Source organism: Campylobacter concisus, assembly GCF_015679985.1.
Lineage (GTDB): Bacteria > Campylobacterota > Campylobacteria > Campylobacterales > Campylobacteraceae > Campylobacter_A > Campylobacter_A concisus_AC.
On the sequence record NZ_CP049239.1, the window covers coordinates 156,774 to 175,427 of the forward strand.

Consider the following 18,654-nt stretch of genomic DNA (forward strand, 5'->3'; position numbering starts at 1 on the left):
TAAGGAAAAATTTTTGAAAAAAATTTTATTTATTTTGTTGTCTGTTTTTATTTTTACAGGTTGCGTGGCTACCAAAACGCCGCAAAATTCACAAGCTTTTCAAGTTACTTTATTTTCTCCGATGATCAAGATAAATGACGTTGGATTTTTCCATAAATATAAAAATGAGCTAAATTTGCAAATTTATAGTTCTGGCGTAAACACCGCAAATATAAGCATAAGAGATAAAATTTGCGTAAATAGTGCTTGCTTTAACAAGACTGAGTTTAATGAGAAATTTTTTCTAACTCCGCACTACGAGAGCCTTTTTGAGGAAATTTTGCAAAGAGAAAAGATTTATGATGGCAAAGGCTTGATAAATACGGAGTGTGGTTTTAGTCAAGATCTAAGTTCATATTTTATAAAATACGAGGTTTGTGATAACTACGTCAAATTTGTAGATAGCAAAAACAAAATAAGAGTGATAATAAAAGAGTTAAAATGAGATACATCGGAGCTCACGTAAGTGCGGCTGGGGGCGTGTTTAATGCACCTTTAAATGCTGCAAAAATAGGAGCAAATGCCTTTGCGCTTTTTACAAAAAATCAACGGCAGTGGAATGCAAAAGAGCTAAGCGCTAGTGAAATAGAGCAGTTTAAAGAAAATCTAAAAATTTCTGGCATAAACACAAAGCATGTTTTGCCACACAGTAGTTACTTGATAAATTTAGGCCATCCAGATGAGGAGGCAAGAGCAAAGTCGCTTGAAGCCTTTGTGGATGAGATAGATCGCGCCAGTAAGCTTGGGCTAGAGCTTTTAAATTTTCATCCAGGCTCACATCTAAAACAAATAAGCGAAAAAGAGTGCTTAGATAATATCGCAAACTGCATGAACGTGGCACTTAAACGCACAAGCGGTGTAAAGCTAGTCATCGAAAATACAGCTGCACAAGGCTCAAATTTAGGCTCTAGTTTTAAGCAGCTTGCTTATTTGATAGAGCGAGCAGATGATGAGAGTAGGGTTGGTGTTTGTTTTGATACCTGTCACGCATTTGCTGCTGGATATGATCTAAGAAACAAAGATGCTTATGCTAAAACCATGGGAGAATTTGATGCGATCATCGGCTATAAATTTTTATCCGGTATGCATTTAAATGATGCAAAATTTGGACTTGGTTCAAAAAAAGATAGACATGAGAGTCTTGGCAAAGGCGAGCTTGGATTTAGTGCTTTTAAAAATATAATAAATGATGATAAAATAGGCGAAATTCCTTTAATATTAGAGACGATTGACGAGAGTATTTGGGAAAACGAGATAAAAATTTTAAGAAATTTCGAAAAGGAAAAACTATGAAAAAAGTGCTATTAAGCATTATTATGGCATCTACCTTGCTAAATGCTGGAGGTTATAAGATTCCTGAGCAAAGCGCTGATTCTTTAGGCCTTGCTGCTAGTAACGTGGCCTTTAGTTTTGGAGCTGATGCGGCGTATTTTAACCCTGCAAATATGATGTTTTTAGATGGACGCCATCACATAGAAAGTACCCTTGGCTGGTTTCATATAAATAAGCTTGAGTTTAAAAGTGATAGTGGCAAAAGCTATAGGTCAGAAAAATTTGACTCACTAGCTGGTACATTTAGTTTTGTAACGCCAGAAATTTATGAAAACTGGAAATTTGGTTTAGCCCTTGCCGTTCCTGCTGCTGTTGGTGTATCATGGGAGGATCCAGCTACTGCATTTACCGCTAAAAGGTTTAAGCTGCAAGTTGTTGAGCTAAATCCAACCGTGGCTTACCGCATAAATGATAAACTTGCCGTTGCTCTTGGTGCTAGAGGCGTTTATAGTAAAGGTAAGATAGCAAGTGACTTTGGACGAATAGGCTACAGAGAGATAAAAGGCGATGGTATGGGCTATGGCTATAATGTTGCGCTTACTTATAGGCCTATTGAGGATTTAAGCTTTGCCGTTACTTACCGCTCAAATGTAAATTTAGAGCTTAAAGGCCATACAGATGCTGATTTTTATAACCTACCTATAAGCTATCATGGCAAAACAAAAGTCGAGATCCCACTTCCTGCTCAGCTTGTACTTGCAACTGGATATAAATTTAGCGACTTTACTCTTTTACTAGCTTTTGAGAGGACGTATTGGTCTAAATTTAAAGGCTATGACTTTGAATACATGGATAAAGGTCCAGCTCACTCGCATCCAGCTTTTGCAATATTCATGGACGACCCAGTCATAAAAAATGCAAAAGATACAAATACATATAGACTAGGTCTTGCCTATGATGTAAATGAAAAATTTAGGCTAATGGCTGGCTTTGCTTATGATGAGGACATTACAAGTAGCAAGCATACTGGCTTAGAGCTTCCAAATACTACATCTAAGGTATATTCTTTTGGAGTAAATTATAAATTTACGCCAAATCTTGAAATGGCACTTGGATATGTTTATCAACACCGTGATAAGAAGCGTGCGACAGGCATTTCATCAGATACTGGAAAAATGTCAGGGGAATTTGATACTGGTACGATCCAAATCCTTGGTACGACTTTTAAATATACATTTTAGTTAGGGTCAATAATGCGATACTCTTATAATAATTTTTATGAAATTTTAACCAAAGTAGCAAAGGAAAATCCAAATCAAGTAGTTCTTTTTGAAGAAAAAGAGAAGCTAAAATATCGCGAATTAAAGCAAAATGTCGATAAAGTGGCAGCTTATTTGCAACTTGCTGGAGTAAAATTTGGCGATAAAGTAGCTATGGCGGTTACAAACTCAAAAGAATTTATCATCTCATACCTTGCGATAACTGCAATAGGCGGTATCGCAGTGCCTATGAATACTTTTTTAAAAGCAAACGAGTTTGAATATATCATAAATGATTGCGGTGCAAAGGTGCTTTTTGCGTCTAGCTCGCTTGCAAAAGAGTTAATCGCATTAAATGAGCTTGAAATTTTAAGAAAGATAATCTGGATCGGAGCAATACCAAAGAAACTTCAAAGTGCCTCAAAGGATGAATATATAGACACTGACGAAGAGTATGGCGAGAGTGCATATCTCACTTCAACGCCTCAAATTTCAAAAGAGGATATGAGCAAGGGCTATGAAAATAATGGCCTTGTTAAAAATGTAAATTTTACAGAAACTCTAAATCACAAATACGCTCTTAGTATCACAAAGTATCCGGTAATAGATGATTTAATGCATATAATTTATACTTCAGGCACTACTGGCAAGCCAAAAGGTGCGATGATAAGCTATAAAAATATCTTTTCAAATTTAATTGGAGCCCATGATCGTTTTATAGTGAAAAAAAGCGATCGTTTCATAGTCTTTTTACCGATGTTTCATAGTTTTACACTAACTGCAATGGTGTTGCTTCCGATATTCGCGAGCGCTTCGATGGTTCTTGTAAAATCAGTATTTCCATTTTCAAATGTACTAAAACAAACTTTGCTAAAGCGTGTAACTGTATTTTTAGGAATTCCAGCCATCTATACAGCTATTGGTAAAGCAAAAATTCCTTGGTATTTTAGATGGTTTAACCGCATTAGATTATTTGTAAGCGGTGCGGCTCCGCTTGCAAAGCAGACGATAGATGACTTTAGGGTGAAATTTCCACGTGCAACACTTGTCGAGGGATATGGCCTTAGCGAATGCTCACCTGTCGTAGCTGCAAATTTATATGATAAACAAAAGCTTTTAAGTGTAGGGCCTGCGCTTGATGGCTATGAGGTAAAGATCGTAAATGATGAGATGATGGAGCTTCCAGTTGGCCAGATCGGCGAGATCATTGTAAAGGGCGACTGCGTCATGCAAGGCTACTATGGTATGCCAAGCATCACTGATGAGACCATAATAAACGGCTGGTTAAAGACCGGAGATCTTGGCAAGGTCGATGAAGAGGGCTTTATCTATATCGTTGATCGTAAAAAAGACCTCATCATATCAAAGGGCATTAACATCTATCCACGTGAGATCGAAGAGGTTATTTACAAACTTGAAGCAGTCGAAGCAACAGCGGTAATTGGCGTAAAAGACGTACATGCTGATGAAGAGGTTGTGGCGTTTATTCAGGTAAAAGATGGCATGGATCTTGATGAAAAAACAGTAAGAGAGCATTTGAAGAAAAATTTAGCAAATTTCAAGATACCAAAAAGTATCTATTTTGCCGAAGAGTTGCCTAGAAATGCCACTGGCAAGGTGTTAAAACGTGTATTAAAAGAGCAAATAGAGCAGATGAAGGATAAATTTTAGTGAAATACTTGCTTGATTTTTTAAACCAAGACCTCAAAAAAAGTAAAATTTACGAGCTGATAAAGTGCGGCGATGAAGAGGGAGAAATTTTAAAATATCTAAGTAAAGCTTATGTGCAAGGAACAGCTAATATGAGCGTTTTTGAGCTACTTGGAGCAGTCTTTGGCACGCAAAATGATAAGCAGCTTTTGTATCTAAAATTTATAAAAAATTTGCTTGATAGCGGTTGGATTGTACAAAATTATAGTCTTTTTAAAATACCTGAGAGCACGCAAAGGGCTTCAGCTCAAGGGCTTCTTTCGTTGCTTCATTCTGAAATTTCTCTATCAGCCACATTTTTAAAAATTCTTGAAGATGGCAACGCTGATATAAATTTGCCAGAGCTTGCTCCATATGAGGATCATTTGGAGTATTTAAAAGATCAGTTTTTAAAGGTGGAGCTTTACTCAAAGGCTGCCATTTTTGGCGATGGCTCAAGTGATGCAAAAAAGCGCATAAATGAACAAATTTCTGAGCTTACAAAGCGAATCAATGAGCGCGTAAAACTAAGCAAGATCAGCCTAAAGATAGAGCAAATTTTTAAAGAAAATTCGCTTGATGAAAAAGAGCAGATCATATTTTTAGCCCTTTTAAAAGAGGAATATGCGGGAGATTTTGAAAACGGCCGCGACCTAAACACGCTAGTTGGGCTAATAAGCAAAGATGAGCTTGAACGCATCAAAAATCGCACTCTTTTAGAGGATGGCTCAAGGCTCATCGAGGGCGCACTAATCGACTACGACGAGGTTTTAAACGCTTATGGCAACGTAAGCAAGAGTTTTTTTATAAACGAAGAAATTTTGCAAAGCATAATGCACCCAAAAAATGACAAAAACAGCAAGAAAATCAAGATCGAAAGCCTAGTAAAAGAGCAAGAAATTTTTGAGCTAATAGAGCCAGTAACGAGCCTAGAAGATGTCGTGCTAAACGAAAAAACAAAGCAGCTTTTAAGTACAATACTAAAGCAAGTCGATAAAAAAGTGCTCGCTAGACTTAGCAGCTGGGGCATAAAAACTAGAAAAAACATAGACGCTAAGATCATCTTTTATGGAGAGCCTGGCACTGGTAAGACGATGAGCGCGGTTGGGCTTGCAAAGAGCCTAAAGAAGCAAATTTTAAGCTTTGACTGCTCAAAAATTTTAAGCAAATATGTCGGCGAGAGCGAGCAAAATGTAAGGAAAATTTTTGATACTTACAAAGAAATTTGCAAAAAAAGTGGCAGTGAGCCGGTGCTTTTACTAAATGAAGCCGATCAGTTTTTAAGCACGAGAGTGGAGAGCTCAAGTGGGGCTGAAAAGATGCATAATCAAATGCAAAATATCTTTTTAGAGCAGATCGAACGCTTTGAGGGTGTGCTGATTGCTACGACAAATTTCTTGCAAAGCCTTGATGTTGCGTTTTCTAGAAGGTTTGACTATAAGATCGAGTTTAAAAAGCCTGATTTTAACGGCAGGCTTGCTATTTGGCGTAAAATTTTGCCTGAAAATGCGAGCTTTGAAGATGGCTTTAGTGTAGAAAGGCTGGCTGAGTTTAACCTAAGTGGTGCGCAGATCGTCCTTGCACTAAAAAATACCGCTTTAAAAGTCGCTATAAAAGATGATGGGATTTTTACCTTTGAGGACTTTAAAACGACGATAGAGCGCGAGCTAAACTCAAGCTTTGGCGAGGATAAAAAGATGGGATTTGGCTCTTAAGCCTTTCTCTCTTGATTTCATTGTTTATATAAATTTAAACAAATATAAAAATAGCAAGAGCCTCTGACATTGGTGGGAAACCTACTTTTACCTAATTAGAATTCATGCATTTGCCGTCACCAAAGTCATGGAAAGTGTGAGTTAAACTTAAGCTTTGATGAGAAAAATAGGTTTTGGCTCTTAATCTATTCCAAATTTTACTATCTCATGCAACATATGTTTTGCGCCACGAGGCGAAGTTTAAAGTGTCAGAGATTACGATCTAAAAGTAAAATTTTGCTTTCATAGTTAAATTTACGCCATGATTGCTGCCGAAATTTACAGCAAGACAGACATCAGTATTAGCTACTTAGTATAAATTTAGCTTGTTCGCCTGTCTCAAATTCACTACTGCAGAGTTTGCAAATAAGTAATTTTTATCAAAAAATCCTAAATTTTTGGAGTTTATCCACTCCATGACCGCTGCTTGGAATGTATATTTGCATATTTGGTGCTTTAAAAAGAGCTTTCTTAACACTTTGTTATTTTGCGTAACACAAATATAGCCGTCTCACGAAGTCTAAAATAAAAAGTCTCATAAATTTCAAATTCTCTTTCATGATGTTTGTGGCAGCGCTTTTTGAAATTAAAAAAGAGATGAGAAAATATAAATTTATAAGTCTTTGAGCGCAATTTTTACATCAGAAGTAAAGAAGTAATGCGTGATCACTTTAGCAATTAGTATAAAAAATTGATTATATTTTTGGCAAGACTCGAGAAGCTATAAAAATTTTAGTAGCAAAATTTGTCAAAAGGCTTGCAAATTTTAGAAATCTACTGATTGATCTTATCGAGCAACTCTTCGACCTCTTCAAGTGCAAAGGCTTCTTCTGAGCTTTGTTTTAAGAAGTTCTCCATAAATTCTTTCTTTGAGATCGCAAGGTCAAGCTCCTTGTCGCTACCCTTTTGATAAGCACCGATACGAAGCAAGACTTCGTTTTCTTTTAAAAGCGAGTAAAGACGCTTAAATTTCATCGCATTTAGCTTATGCTCTTTGCTGATCACATCGCCCATGACACGTGAGGCCGAGTTTTGGATATTGATGGGTGGGTAAATTCCAAAGTCTGTTAGCTCCCGGCTTAGCACGATGTGGCCGTCTAGGATAGAGCGGCTTTGGTCAGCTATCGGATCGCTCATGTCATCGCCTTCGACTAGCACGGTGAAAAATGCCGTGATACTGCCTTTGCCCTCCTCTTTGCCAGCGCGCTCCATTAGCTGAGGTAAAAGTGTGAGTGAGCTTGGCGGATAGCCTTTTGATGTAGGCGGCTCGCCAAGTGCAAGGCCGATCTCACGCTGTGCCATTGCAAAACGCGTGACGCTATCCATGATGAAAAGTACATCGTTGCCTTGCTGTTTGAAGTACTCAGCCACGCTCATCGCACAAAAGGCACCATATTTTCGCATGAGCGAGCTATCATCGCTGGTCGCTACAATGATGACTGTACCCTCCAGGTCGCCGCCCAGATTTTTTTCGATAAATTCGGGCACCTCACGGCCACGCTCGCCTATTAGCGCGACTACTTTTATGGGAGCTAGTGTGTTTTTTACGATCATACCCATAAGAGTTGATTTGCCCACACCTGAACCTGCAAAAATTCCCAGCTTTTGCCCCTTGCCACAAGTAAGCAGTCCATCTATCGTCTTTATACCAACGCTAAAAGGCTCGTTTATAAGCCCCCTTTTCATCGCATCTATCGGCGCTCTCATGATCGGCATATATTCAGTCGTCTCGATCGCTCCTTTGCCATCAATAGGCTTCATAAATGGATCGACCACGCGCCCAAGCAAATTTGGCCCCACAGGTATGCTCATGCCCTGATCGCTCTCATAGACGAAGTCGCCTATCCTAAAGCCCTCAACAAAGCCAAATGGGCTGATATAAGCGCCATCTGTCTTTATTTGTGTAACCATGCCAAGACCATTTTTACTCTTATCTTTTGCGACTATTCGCACGATGTCCCCGATGCTTGGGCGAAGTCCAGTGATTTCGATAGTTGTAGCTGTGATTTTGGTTATGATGCCAAAGGTGTTTGAGAGTTTCACACCCTCTTTAAGCTTTAAATTTATATGCTCTAAGCTCAAAAATGCGTTTCCCTAGGAGAGTTTATAAGTGAGAAAAATTCTCGCCTTGTGTCTGCGTTTTTGATAAAGCAGCCTCTAAGTGCTGAGGTCGTGGTGGTTGAGTTTATCTTTTGCACACCTCTCATCTCAACGCACATATGTCTAGCCTCGACGACGACTCCAACGCCTTTTGGAGCGATAACGTCCTCAAGTGCTTTTGCGATCTGCTCAGTCATTTGCTCTTGAATTTGCAGGCGTCTTGCGTAGATATTTACCATGCGTGGAATTTTACTAAGGCCAACGACCTTGCCATTTGGTATGTAAGCCACATGCACTCGGCCGATAATAGGCAACAAATGGTGCTCGCAAAGGCTGTAAAACTCGATGTTTCGCATGAGAACCATTTCGTTATTTGAGCTAGTAAAAAGTGCGTCACCAAGGACCTCTTTTGGATCTTCATCATATCCGCTAGTTAGAAATTTAAAAGCTTTATAAACACGCTCAGGAGTTTTTAAAAGCCCCTCTCTGTTTGGATCCTCGCCTATAATCGTTAGCATGTTTTTAACCGAATTTTCAAAACTCTCTTGCATAAATTTTCTCCATAATTTTATTGCTAGATTCTACGTTAAAACGCCTTTTATATCTATAAAAATTTACAAATTTACAATGAAATAAGGAAAATTCTGCTATATTTTGGGCTAAAAATTTGTATTCATAAAGGAATTAGATGGAAATCAAAACAAAAGCTCTAGATAGCGTAAATACCTTAGCAAGCACGACTATAAGTGCAGATGCTATAAAATCTAGCGTAGAGAAACTAGCAAAAAAAGCAGCAAAAACTATGAAAGTAGACGGCTTTAGACAAGGCCATGTGCCAGTTGCTATTGTGCTAAAACGCTACGAGAAAGAGCTAACAAACGATGCTGAACAAGATGTCTTAAGAGATGTTGTTGATGAGGCTATAAAACAAGCAGGCAAGAAAAATGATGATCTTATCGGCGAGCCTATCGTTTCAAAATTTGACAGAAAAGATGGCAAGATCGACGTTGAGCTAACAGTTTCATTTAAACCAAGTGTCGATGTGAGCGGCTATGAGAGTTTAATACCTGAGTTTTCAAATCCGCGTGTTTTGAAAAAAGATATCGATGAGAAAAAAACTGAACTTTTAAAAATGATAGCTCCACTTGAAAAAATTGATGGCAAAAGAGGCCTAAAGGTTGGCGATTTTGCTAAATTTGACTTTGAAGGCTTTGTTGATGGCGTTGCATTTGATGGTGGTAAGGCTGAAAACTACGTGCTTGAGATTGGCTCAAATCAATTTATCCCAGGCTTTGAAGATGGCATGGTAGGTATAAAAGCTGGTGGCGAAAAAGATATCGAGGTTAAATTCCCAGAAAACTACGGCGCTGCACATTTAGCTGGCAAAGATGCTGTTTTTAAAGTCAAACTTCATGAAATTCAAGAGAAAAAAATTCCTGAAAAACTAGATGAAGAGATGCTAAAAACTTTACTTCCAAATGAAGAAAAACCAACTGAAGAGGTACTTGATGAGCGTATAAAAGAGCAAATCCGCCAAGAGAAAATTTATAAACTTATAAATGATGAGCTTAAGCCAAAATTTGCTGAAGCTGCGGTTGAGAAATTTAAATTTGACGTGCCAAAAAATATTGTCGAGCAAGAGATTGATATGCAGTTTAGAAACGCATGGAGCTCATTTACTCCAGATGATATGAAAAAATTTAGAGAGGATAAAGATGCTCTTTCTAAAAAACGTGATGAGTTTAGAAAAGACGCTGAAAATAGCGTTCGTTTAACTTTCATCATTGATGAACTAGCTCGTGTAAGAGGCGTAAAAGTAAGCGATCAAGAGGTTGTTCAAGCGATCTATTTTGAGGCGTATAGAAGCGGACAAGATCCAAAAGCACACCTTGATATGTACCGCAACCAAGGCATGCTTCCAGCTATAAAGATGTCAATGATCGAAGAGAAGCTATTTGGTGAGCTCTTTAACAAAGAAAAAGACGAAAAAAAAGCAAGTAAAAAAGAGAAGGCCGAGTAATGAGCTATTACGTTCCTGTCGTAGTTGAAAGAACTAGTAGAGGTGAGCGAAGCTATGATATATACTCCCGTCTTTTAAAAGACAGGATCGTTATGCTAAGTGGTGAGATAGAGGACGGCATGGCCGCTTCTATTGTCGCCCAGCTTCTATTTTTAGAGGCTGAAGATCCAGATAAAGATATCTATCTATATATAAACTCACCAGGTGGCGTTATAACAAGTGGCTTTAGCATCTATGATACGATGAACTACATAAAACCAGATGTTTGTACGATCTGCATCGGCCAAGCTGCTAGCATGGGTGCATTTTTGCTAAGCTGTGGCGCACCAGGTAAAAGATATGCACTGCCAAATTCTCGCATCATGATACATCAACCACTTGGCGGTGCTAGAGGACAAGCGACTGATATCGAGATACAAGCTCGTGAAATTTTGCGTATGAAAGAGATTTTAAATGGAATTTTGGCCAAAAATACAGGTCAAAAGCTAAGTAAGATCGTAAAAGATACTGAACGTGACTTCTTTATGAGTTCGGCCGAAGCCAAAGAGTACGGACTTGTTGATAAAATTTTGGAGAAAAGTTTTAAATAAGGCCCAAAGTGATAAAGATAGATAATGCACCAGACCCTAAGAAAAAAGCGGTTGAGGTAAAACATATTCTAGAAAAAGAAAAGGTAGATATCTACAAATTTTCAGAAAATGTTTTGCATGAATTAAGCGACGATAATGTTCCATCTACGCCAAATAATTATTCTATTTATTTTGATAAAATGCTTGATGGACAGCCTGATGAATTTAGAAAAGAGATCGGTGATATGATAGTCATAAATTCCGAGATCTCAGTACCATCAGGCAGTAATATCTCTATTGAAAAAGAGATAAAGCAGGGATTTATCCAGATAAAAAGCATGCTTCAAGCCGTGGTGCTAATCTATAAAAATTTAGGCATTATGAGAGGCCTAGTGCAAAAGCGCATGGATGCACTCAAAAATAATACAAATATCCTAGCTCTTCAAAATGTTTTAAGTGCATTTAACCATGACCTAATAAAATTAAACAGCCTTATGGATAAACATCTTGATGTCATTAAAGTAAGCTATGACGAAGTAGCTAAAATGCTTAAATCTATTGAAGAGCAGTCGATTTATGATACGACATATGACGTTTATAATAAAAAATTTTTAGTAGCCACAGTACAAAGTGAAGTAGAAGCTGTTAAGAGATATGGCTATAACGCATCGTTTTTACTAGTAAGAGCAAAAGATAGATTTACAAATCGTGTTAAAAATTTAAAAGAGCGAAACAATATGTATAAAGCTATATCACAGCTTCTTTTAAGAACTTCTAGAAGAAGCGATATAGTAGCTCATTACGGTGATGGCTGTTTTGCTATGGTTATGAAATATACTGATGAAAATGGCACAAGACAAGCCGGTAGCAGAATTTTAAATATGCTTTCATCTATACCTTGGAAGATAGATGGTGAAGAGTGCAAGCTTGATATCCAAGTGGTTTCAAGCATGATAACAAAAACAAGAAGTGCTGAAGAATTAATCTCTTACTCGTTAGATCAACTAATACTAACACAAGATGATGAGCAGCCTATATTTTTAGGTGAATAAGTAGGAGTTTGAGCTTGATCTTAGAGGTTTTATCTTATCCAAATAAAAAACTTTACGAAGTCTCAAAAGAGGTTAAAAATTTTGATGAGGAACTTCACAAATTACTTGATGATATGTATGATACGATGATTGCAAAAGAGGGCATCGGTCTTGCAGCTATTCAGATAGGTGTTGCAAAAAGAATTTTTATTATAAATTTAGCCAATGACGAGGGCGTACAAGATAAAGAAAATTTAATCGAAATCATAAATCCAAAGTTTGAACTACGCGAAGGAGAATGCATCTATCAAGAGGGTTGCCTTAGCGTGCCTGGATATTATGAAGATGTAAAAAGAAATGAAGTTGTGGCCATCAAATATCAAGATCGTTTTGGCAAAGAGCAAAGCTTAAAGGCTGATGGGCTTTTAGCTATCGCTATCCAGCATGAAAATGACCACTTGGATGGACATCTTTTTATAGAAAAAATCGGCTTTAATAAACGCAAAAAATTTGACAAGGAATACAAAAAGCAAAAAAAAGAAAAAGCTTCATGAAGTCTTTAAGATGTGCTACTTACGGCGATGGGCTAAAGATAATTGACGTTGAGTCTATCTTCTCTCGTGGGCTTCCTGGTTTTAGCATCGTTGGGCTTGCAAGCACAAGTATAAAAGAGAGCACAGAACGCGTAAAGGCAGCACTTTTAGCGCTTGATTTTTCCTTCCCAGCACAAAAGATAATCATAAATTTATCCCCTTCAGATCTACCAAAGAGCGGCTCACATTTTGACCTAGCTATCGCTCTTCTTATAGCTCTTCAAAAGGCAAAAAGCCTAGAGAAAATTTTTGTTTTTGGCGAGCTTGGGCTTGATGGAAGCGTAAAAAGCACAGCAAATTTATTCTCTATCCTTCTTTTTTTAAGCACACAGGTAAAAAACGTAAAAGTCTTAGTGCCAAAAGAGATAGCACAAAAAGCTTCAATGATCCCAAATTTAGAGATTTATGCGGTTAGTACTCTAGAAGAGGCGATTAGGTTTTTTAATGACGCAGAATTTGCAAAAAGTATACGTTTTACCGCCACGCATGAGCTATTTTCAAACGTTATAGAAATTTCTGGCAAAAGATATGTTCCAAATTTAAACTTCGAGCTTGATTTTAAGGATGTTTTGGGTCAAGAAAGAGCTAAAAGAGCCTGCGTCATCGCAGCTGTTGGCATGCACAATATTTTATTTGAAGGTAGCCCAGGCAGCGGCAAGAGCATGTGCGCAAAACGCCTCGTCTATATCATGGCGCCACAAAGCCTAGAAGAGGTGCTAAAGTCCGCAGCCTACCGCTCGTTAAACCTGCAAGATAGCGAATTTACAAGCACTAGAGCCTTTCGCTCGCCGCACCACACCTCGACAAAAAGCTCGATCTTTGGAGGAGGCTCAAATGTAGCAAAGATTGGTGAGATCGCACTTGCAAATGGCGGAGTGCTATTTTTTGATGAGTTTCCTCACTTTGCAAAGCAGGTGATAGAAAGCCTTAGAGAGCCACTAGAGGACAATCAAATCCACATCGCAAGGGTAAATTCAAAAGTGACTTACGAGACTAAATTTATCTTCGTAGCCGCTCAAAATCCCTGCCCATGTGGAAATTTATTCTCACGCAATCTAAACTGCAAATGCAGCGAAAATGAGATAAAAAACTACAAATCAAGAATTTCAGCTCCAGTGCTTGACCGCATAGACCTAAAAGTAGCGATGGACGAGAGTTCACCAAGTGATAAGGCGAGTTTGAGCTCACAGCAGATGAGCGAGATGGTCTTAAAAGCCTTTATCTTTCAAAAAAAGCGCGATCAAGATGAGCTAAACGGCAAGCTAAATGACGCGCAAGTAGAAAAATTTTGTCTATTAGATAATGAAGCAAGAGAAATTTTACAAAAGGCAGCCACGAAATACAACCTCTCTCAAAGGGGCATAAAAAGGACACTTAGAGTGGCTAGAAGCATCGCTGATCTTGACGAGAGCGAGAAAATTTTAAAGCCCCACATCTTAGAGGCGCTTAGTTTTAGGGCATAGAATGAAAAATTTATATTTAGATACAAGAATTTTAGACGAGAGGGCGAGCGAGAAATTTGACCTCAGTGAAGAAATTTTAATGGAAAACGCTGCCGCTGGCATAGCAAATTTCATCCGTAAGAAATTTAAAAAAGGCGAGAGGGTGCTTGGCATTTGCGGTGGTGGGAATAACGGTGCTGATGTGCTTTGTGCTTTAAGGATGTTAGAGGGCGAGTTTGAGTGCGAATTTATCTTAGCTAGTCAGAATTTAAAGCCACTAGCCATTAAACAACTTGAGCGAGCTAAATCTGCTGGCGTGTGTGAGAGTAAAGATGTAGAAAATAGCTTAAATGGTGCGAAATGCGTCATAGACGGACTTTTTGGCTCTGGCTTAAATAGAAATTTAGACAAAAAGCACATAGAGCTCATCTCAAAAATAAACGCCAGCCTCGCTTACATCATCGCTTGTGATGTACCAAGCGGGCTAAGTAGCGATGGCAAGGTGCTAGGTGCTTGCGTAAAAACAGACATCACGATCACGATGGGAGCTAGAAAGCTTGGGCTTTATAGCGACGCTGCAAAAGACTTTGTTGGCAAGGTAAAGCTCGCTACTCTTGGCATAAGCGCTCAAAACTATGAGTGCGAAAGCGACTATCACTTGCTTGAAAAACGCGACCTTGTGCTTCCAAATAGAAAAAATCAGTGCGTAAATAAGGGCGACTTTGGCCACGCATTTATCATATCTGGCGAGCGCATAGGAGCTAGCATGCTTTGCGCAAAGGCGGCATTTGCCTTTGGGGCTGGACTAGTTAGCGTCATAGGCGAGCAGGACTTAAATTTACCAACGCAGATCATGCAAGCAAGTAAGATAAGCGATAAAATGAACGCTGGAGCCCTTGGCATGGGGCTTGGCAAAAAGGGCATAGAAGAGCTTGATACACAAATTTTAAAGAGCAAAAAGCTAGTGCTTGACGCTGATATCTTTTACAGCGCAAAAGTGCTTGATCTACTAAATGAAAACTGTGTTTTAACGCCCCATCCAAAGGAATTTTGCTCACTTTTAAAGCTTTGTAATATAGCAGATATCGACGTAAAAACATTACAAGAAAATAGATTTACTTATGCTAAATCTTGGAGCGAGAAATTTAAGGCTGTGCTAGTACTTAAAGGCGCAAATACGATAATCGCTAAAGACGGACAAATTTATATCATGCCTTATGGTAAAAATATACTTGCAAAAGGTGGCAGTGGTGACGTGCTAAGCGGACTTGTGCTTGCTCTTTTAGCTCAAGGCTACGAGCCACTGGATGCTGCTATCTCGGCTACACTAGCTCATGCACTAAGCCTTAAAAATTTCAAAAAAAATAGCTATGCGCTTAGCCCAACAGACATTATAAAAGGAGTAAAATGCTTACGAAAAAAATAGCCGTACTTTTTAGCGGTAGTGGCTCAAATTTAGAAGCGATACTTAAAAAAGTTCATAATCAAATTTTTAATGGCATAAAAATCGAAGTTTGCCTTTGTATCTGCAACAAGCCAGGTGCATATGGTATAGAGCGTGCTAAGAAATTTGGGCTTGATACGACGATAATAGAGAGTGCTAAATTTGCAAATAGAGAAGAATTTGACGCTGCAGTTGTGGAGCAAATTTTAAAAAGCGGCGCTGAACTAACGGTGCTTGCTGGATTTATGAGAATATTAACTCCTGTTTTTACATCACAGATAAAAGCCATAAATTTACATCCTTCTATACTGCCACTTTTTAAAGGCGCTCATGCGATAAAAGAGAGCTTTGAGAGCGAGATGATGCTTGGCGGAGTTAGCGTGCACTACGTGAGCGAGGAGCTTGACGGAGGTAAACTCATCGCACAAAGGGCGTTTGAAAGAGAAGATGGTATGAGCTTAGAGGATTGGGAGAACAAAATCCATGCGATAGAGCATGAAATTTTGCCTGATAGCATAATAAAAATTTTAATAAAGGAAGCAAATGTTTGAATGGTTTAGTTCGCCAGAAGCGTGGATATCGCTACTTACGTTAACTGGCTTAGAGATAGTTTTAGGCATAGATAACATTATATTTATCGCTATTTTGGTAGGTAAACTACCTCCGCAGCAGCGTGGCAGTGGTAGGATTGTCGGCCTAGGGCTAGCTATGGTAACTAGAATTTTACTTTTACTTTCATTGTTTTGGATCATGAAGCTTACGAAGCCACTTTTTACTATCGCAGAATTTAGCATAAGCGGCCGAGATTTGGTGCTTATACTAGGCGGTCTATTTTTATTTATAAAATCAACCCTTGAAATACATTCTAGTGTTTCTGGCGAAAGCGAAGAGCATAAAAATAGTAAAAAATCACATGCAAATTTCTTGGTTATTGTAAGCGAGATAGCTGTTTTGGATATCGTTTTTTCTCTTGATAGCGTTATAACGGCTGTTGGAATGGCTGAGCATATAGAGATAATGATCATAGCTGTTGTTTTAGCAGTTGGCGTGATGATGCTAGCGTCAAAAGGTATTTCTAATTTTGTAGATAATAATCCGACTATAAAAATTTTAGCACTTGCATTTTTGGTGCTTGTGGGTATGACACTAGTTGCTGAAGGATTAGGTTTTCATATTCCAAAGGGATATATCTATTTTGCGATGGCATTTTCATTAGCAGTGGAAAGTATAAATATATATGCCAAAAAGAAAAAAGACGGTTTGTTGCACTAATAAAAATTTAACAAAATGCAGATAAAAAATATTGACCACATTGTTATTGTAGTAAGCGATATAGAAAAAGCGATTAAATTTTACTGCGAAATTTTAGGGATGCAGCTTTGCAAAAATAATGGTCGCATCTCCTTAAAATTTGGCTCACAAAAGATAAATTTACATAAATTTGAAGGTGAGTTTTTGCCATCTGCAAAATATCCCAAAAAAGGCAGTACTGATATTTGTTTTGTTGTTGATGATCTTATAGAAAATGTACGTGCAGAGCTGCTTAAAAAGGGTGTGAAATTTGAGCTTGGTATTGTAGATCGAAATGGGGCACTTGGCGCTATAAAGAGCTTGTACTTATACGACTTTGATGGAAATTTGATAGAACTTAGCTCATATAGAATATAAAATTTTTAGTTTAAGTATTTTTTAATTGACATTAAAAAAAAATCTAGTTAAAATACGACTTTTTAATGAGGTAGTGGCATAAACTTACAAACACGACTCAGGCGGGGTGTAGCGCAGTCTGGTTAGCGCATCTGGTTTGGGACCAGAGGGCCGAAGGTTCGAATCCTTTCACCCCGACCATGTTAGATGGTGAGTGTAGCTCAGTCGGTTAGAGCATCAGATTGTGGTCCTGAGGGTCGTGGGTTCGATTCCCATCACTCACCCCATTTTGGGCGCTCGTAGCTCAATTGGATAGAGCGACAGACTTCGGATCTGTAGGTTATGGGTTCGACTCCTATCGGGCGCGCCACTTAAAATACTTTATGCGCTCATAGCTCAGCTGGATAGAGCAACGGCCTTCTAAGCCGTAGGCCTCAGGTTCGAATCCTGATGGGCGTACCACTTATTATTGTTGTGCGGATGTGGTGAAATTGGCAGACACGCCAGACTTAGGATCTGGTGCCCCACGGCGTGGAGGTTCAAGTCCTCTCATCCGCACCATTCTTTTTATAGTTTGAGATAATCTTATGTTGTTAAAAATTAAAGTTAGCCTTTATTATAGAAAGTATTAGGTACTTTTTCTTGTTTCTTGACATGTAATAATGTTTTTTGTATAATCTCAATTCTTTTTTAAACAAATGTCTTGCTAGCTCAGTCGGTAGAGCATCTCACTTTTAATGAGGGGGCCGTTGGTTCGAATCCAACGCAGGACACCATTTTTGGGTTTATGACCCTTTCGTCTAGTGGCTCAGGACTCTACTTTCTCTGTGTAGAAACAGAGGTTCAAATCCTCTAAGGGTCGCCAGATATTTTTTAAATTTTAGGTCGCTTAGCTCAGTTGGTAGAGCGCCACCCTTACAAGGTGGATGTCATAAGTTCGAGTCTTATAGCGACCACCATTTTAGGTGCAGCGGTAGTTCAGTTGGTTAGAATGCCGCCCTGTCACGGCGGAGGTCGCGGGTTCGAGCCCCGTCCGCTGCGCCATCCATTAAACCTTAGGTTAAGGTCGTGTCTAATAAAGCACCCATTATTGAGTGTCAAATTAAATTTTAAGATTATAAGTTCTAAGATAACACTTTAAGGTTTATTATTACTATTTAATCTTGCCTCGTTAGCTCAGTTGGTAGAGCATATCACTCTTAATGATGGGGTCGTAGGTTCGAGGCCTACACGGGGCACCATCCATTTTGGCCCATTCGTCTAGCGGTTAGGACACCAGCCTCTCACGTTGGTAACACGAGTTCGAGTCTCGTATGGGTCACCATTTTTTCTAATCCTTTTTTCTTTTTAATTTGTTACACAGAAATTTTTATAGAAAATTTCTTAAAAATGTGTACTTATTTGCTTAGCGAATTGCTACTAAAAACGTAAAAACCAATTTTTATAATGTTGTTTAATTAGTGTGTAGCAAGTGATAAATTTTAGAAGCTAATTTGCAATTAAGCTAAAAAATCTTTATAAATATAATAAAAGTACATCATAGAAACGTGATTACAGAGCGTTACAAGTTGTTTTTTTGCTTTGATCTATTGGGTAAAACTCATTAAGTATTTTTAATTTTTAAGCTTATGAATCGTAAAACAGCCTACATTTAGTATTATTGATTTAATAAAATGGCCAATTCTCTTTATTTATGAGAAAGGTACTTAAAATTTTTAAGATCATACTAGGGCTCATGCATTAAATCACATTAGGGCTTGCGATAAAATATAGCTCTTTTTATAATATAAAGAGC

Annotated in this window: 16 protein-coding genes and 11 tRNA genes; 25 read left to right on the top strand and 2 right to left on the bottom strand. The window is 38.3% G+C overall.

Annotated elements, in window-relative coordinates; genetic code table 11:
- The first annotated feature begins 13 nt into the window (after nt 1-13).
- Genes G5B98_RS00765 through G5B98_RS00785 form a run of 5 tightly spaced genes read left to right on the top strand, consistent with a single transcriptional unit; the run spans nt 14 to nt 5,974 of the window.
- Nucleotides 14-484, top strand: coding sequence for a hypothetical protein (locus G5B98_RS00765; RefSeq protein ID WP_196086885.1), 471 nt, complete (start codon nt 14-16; stop codon nt 482-484).
- A complete protein-coding gene (gene nfo / locus G5B98_RS00770) occupies nt 481-1,332 on the top strand; it encodes a deoxyribonuclease IV (RefSeq protein WP_196086886.1) in 852 nt (283 codons plus the stop codon). The genes G5B98_RS00765 and nfo overlap by 4 nt, the downstream gene beginning before the upstream one ends.
- On the top strand, nt 1,329-2,552 hold the full coding sequence (locus G5B98_RS00775) for an OmpP1/FadL family transporter (protein ID WP_196086887.1): 1,224 nt from the start codon (nt 1,329-1,331) through the stop codon (nt 2,550-2,552). Before nfo ends, G5B98_RS00775 begins: the two co-directional genes overlap by 4 nt.
- 12 nt (nt 2,553-2,564) lie before the next feature.
- Nucleotides 2,565-4,241, top strand: a complete 1,677-nt coding sequence (locus G5B98_RS00780) for a fatty acid--CoA ligase (RefSeq protein ID WP_196086888.1) — start codon at nt 2,565-2,567, stop codon at nt 4,239-4,241.
- Nucleotides 4,241-5,974: an ATP-binding protein gene (locus G5B98_RS00785; RefSeq protein ID WP_107686144.1), complete on the top strand. Its 1,734-nt coding sequence runs from the start codon at nt 4,241-4,243 to the stop codon at nt 5,972-5,974. The genes G5B98_RS00780 and G5B98_RS00785 overlap by 1 nt, the downstream gene beginning before the upstream one ends.
- A gap of 813 nt (nt 5,975-6,787) precedes the next feature.
- On the opposite strand, the gene fliI is transcribed toward G5B98_RS00785, so the two are convergent.
- Together fliI and folE are read right to left on the bottom strand one after the other, a co-directional pair.
- Nucleotides 6,788-8,080 carry a flagellar protein export ATPase FliI gene (gene fliI / locus G5B98_RS00790; RefSeq protein ID WP_430746731.1) on the bottom strand — a complete coding sequence of 431 codons (1,293 nt, stop codon included), beginning with the start codon at nt 8,078-8,080 and terminating at the stop codon, nt 6,788-6,790.
- Nucleotides 8,081-8,091: 11 nt separating this feature from the next.
- Nucleotides 8,092-8,664, bottom strand: a complete 573-nt coding sequence (gene folE / locus G5B98_RS00795) for a GTP cyclohydrolase I FolE (RefSeq protein WP_196086890.1) — start codon at nt 8,662-8,664, stop codon at nt 8,092-8,094.
- Nucleotides 8,665-8,801: 137 nt separating this feature from the next.
- Here folE and tig point away from each other — a divergent pair, with 137 nt between their 5' ends.
- The 20 genes from tig to G5B98_RS00895 all read left to right on the top strand — a co-directional run bounded on the left by tig (nt 8,802) and on the right by G5B98_RS00895 (nt 18,183).
- Nucleotides 8,802-10,133, top strand: a complete 1,332-nt coding sequence (gene tig, locus G5B98_RS00800; protein WP_196086891.1) for a trigger factor — start codon at nt 8,802-8,804, stop codon at nt 10,131-10,133.
- On the top strand, nt 10,133-10,723 hold the full coding sequence (gene clpP, locus G5B98_RS00805; RefSeq protein ID WP_054196008.1) for an ATP-dependent Clp endopeptidase proteolytic subunit ClpP: 591 nt from the start codon (nt 10,133-10,135) through the stop codon (nt 10,721-10,723). The genes tig and clpP overlap by 1 nt, the downstream gene beginning before the upstream one ends.
- Before the next feature lie 8 nt (nt 10,724-10,731).
- The gene (locus tag G5B98_RS00810) at nt 10,732-11,754 is read left to right on the top strand and encodes a GGDEF domain-containing protein (RefSeq protein ID WP_196086892.1); all 1,023 of its coding nucleotides are present in this window, start codon (nt 10,732-10,734) and stop codon (nt 11,752-11,754) included.
- A gap of 14 nt (nt 11,755-11,768) precedes the next feature.
- Nucleotides 11,769-12,287: a peptide deformylase gene (gene def / locus G5B98_RS00815; protein ID WP_103604738.1), complete on the top strand. Its 519-nt coding sequence runs from the start codon at nt 11,769-11,771 to the stop codon at nt 12,285-12,287.
- Nucleotides 12,284-13,789, top strand: a complete 1,506-nt coding sequence (locus tag G5B98_RS00820; RefSeq protein ID WP_196086893.1) for a YifB family Mg chelatase-like AAA ATPase — start codon at nt 12,284-12,286, stop codon at nt 13,787-13,789. Before def ends, G5B98_RS00820 begins: the two co-directional genes overlap by 4 nt.
- 1 nt (nt 13,790) lies before the next feature.
- Nucleotides 13,791-15,194: an NAD(P)H-hydrate dehydratase gene (locus G5B98_RS00825; RefSeq protein ID WP_196086894.1), complete on the top strand. Its 1,404-nt coding sequence runs from the start codon at nt 13,791-13,793 to the stop codon at nt 15,192-15,194.
- On the top strand, nt 15,176-15,763 hold the full coding sequence (gene purN, locus G5B98_RS00830; RefSeq protein WP_196086895.1) for a phosphoribosylglycinamide formyltransferase: 588 nt from the start codon (nt 15,176-15,178) through the stop codon (nt 15,761-15,763). Before G5B98_RS00825 ends, purN begins: the two co-directional genes overlap by 19 nt.
- Nucleotides 15,756-16,484, top strand: a complete 729-nt coding sequence (locus G5B98_RS00835; protein ID WP_196086896.1) for a TerC family protein — start codon at nt 15,756-15,758, stop codon at nt 16,482-16,484. Before purN ends, G5B98_RS00835 begins: the two co-directional genes overlap by 8 nt.
- A gap of 15 nt (nt 16,485-16,499) precedes the next feature.
- Complete coding sequence (locus G5B98_RS00840) at nt 16,500-16,880, top strand: VOC family protein (protein WP_196086897.1); 381 nt, start codon at nt 16,500-16,502, stop codon at nt 16,878-16,880.
- 102 nt (nt 16,881-16,982) lie between these two features.
- Nucleotides 16,983-17,060 (top strand) — tRNA-Pro (locus G5B98_RS00845).
- 9 nt (nt 17,061-17,069) lie between these two features.
- Nucleotides 17,070-17,146, top strand: a tRNA-His gene (locus G5B98_RS00850).
- 6 nt (nt 17,147-17,152) lie between these two features.
- A tRNA-Arg gene (locus G5B98_RS00855) sits at nt 17,153-17,229 on the top strand.
- 15 nt (nt 17,230-17,244) lie between these two features.
- Nucleotides 17,245-17,321: transfer RNA gene (locus G5B98_RS00860), tRNA-Arg, on the top strand.
- Nucleotides 17,322-17,335: 14 nt separating this feature from the next.
- Nucleotides 17,336-17,420: transfer RNA gene (locus tag G5B98_RS00865), tRNA-Leu, on the top strand.
- Nucleotides 17,421-17,559: 139 nt separating this feature from the next.
- Nucleotides 17,560-17,635, top strand: a tRNA-Lys gene (locus G5B98_RS00870).
- 13 nt (nt 17,636-17,648) lie between these two features.
- Nucleotides 17,649-17,724, top strand: a tRNA-Glu gene (locus G5B98_RS00875).
- Nucleotides 17,725-17,742: 18 nt separating this feature from the next.
- Nucleotides 17,743-17,818: transfer RNA gene (locus G5B98_RS00880), tRNA-Val, on the top strand.
- Nucleotides 17,819-17,826: 8 nt separating this feature from the next.
- Nucleotides 17,827-17,903: transfer RNA gene (locus tag G5B98_RS00885), tRNA-Asp, on the top strand.
- A gap of 121 nt (nt 17,904-18,024) precedes the next feature.
- A tRNA-Lys gene (locus G5B98_RS00890) sits at nt 18,025-18,100 on the top strand.
- Nucleotides 18,101-18,108: 8 nt separating this feature from the next.
- A tRNA-Glu gene (locus G5B98_RS00895) sits at nt 18,109-18,183 on the top strand.
- The last annotated feature ends 471 nt before the right edge of the window (nt 18,184-18,654 follow it).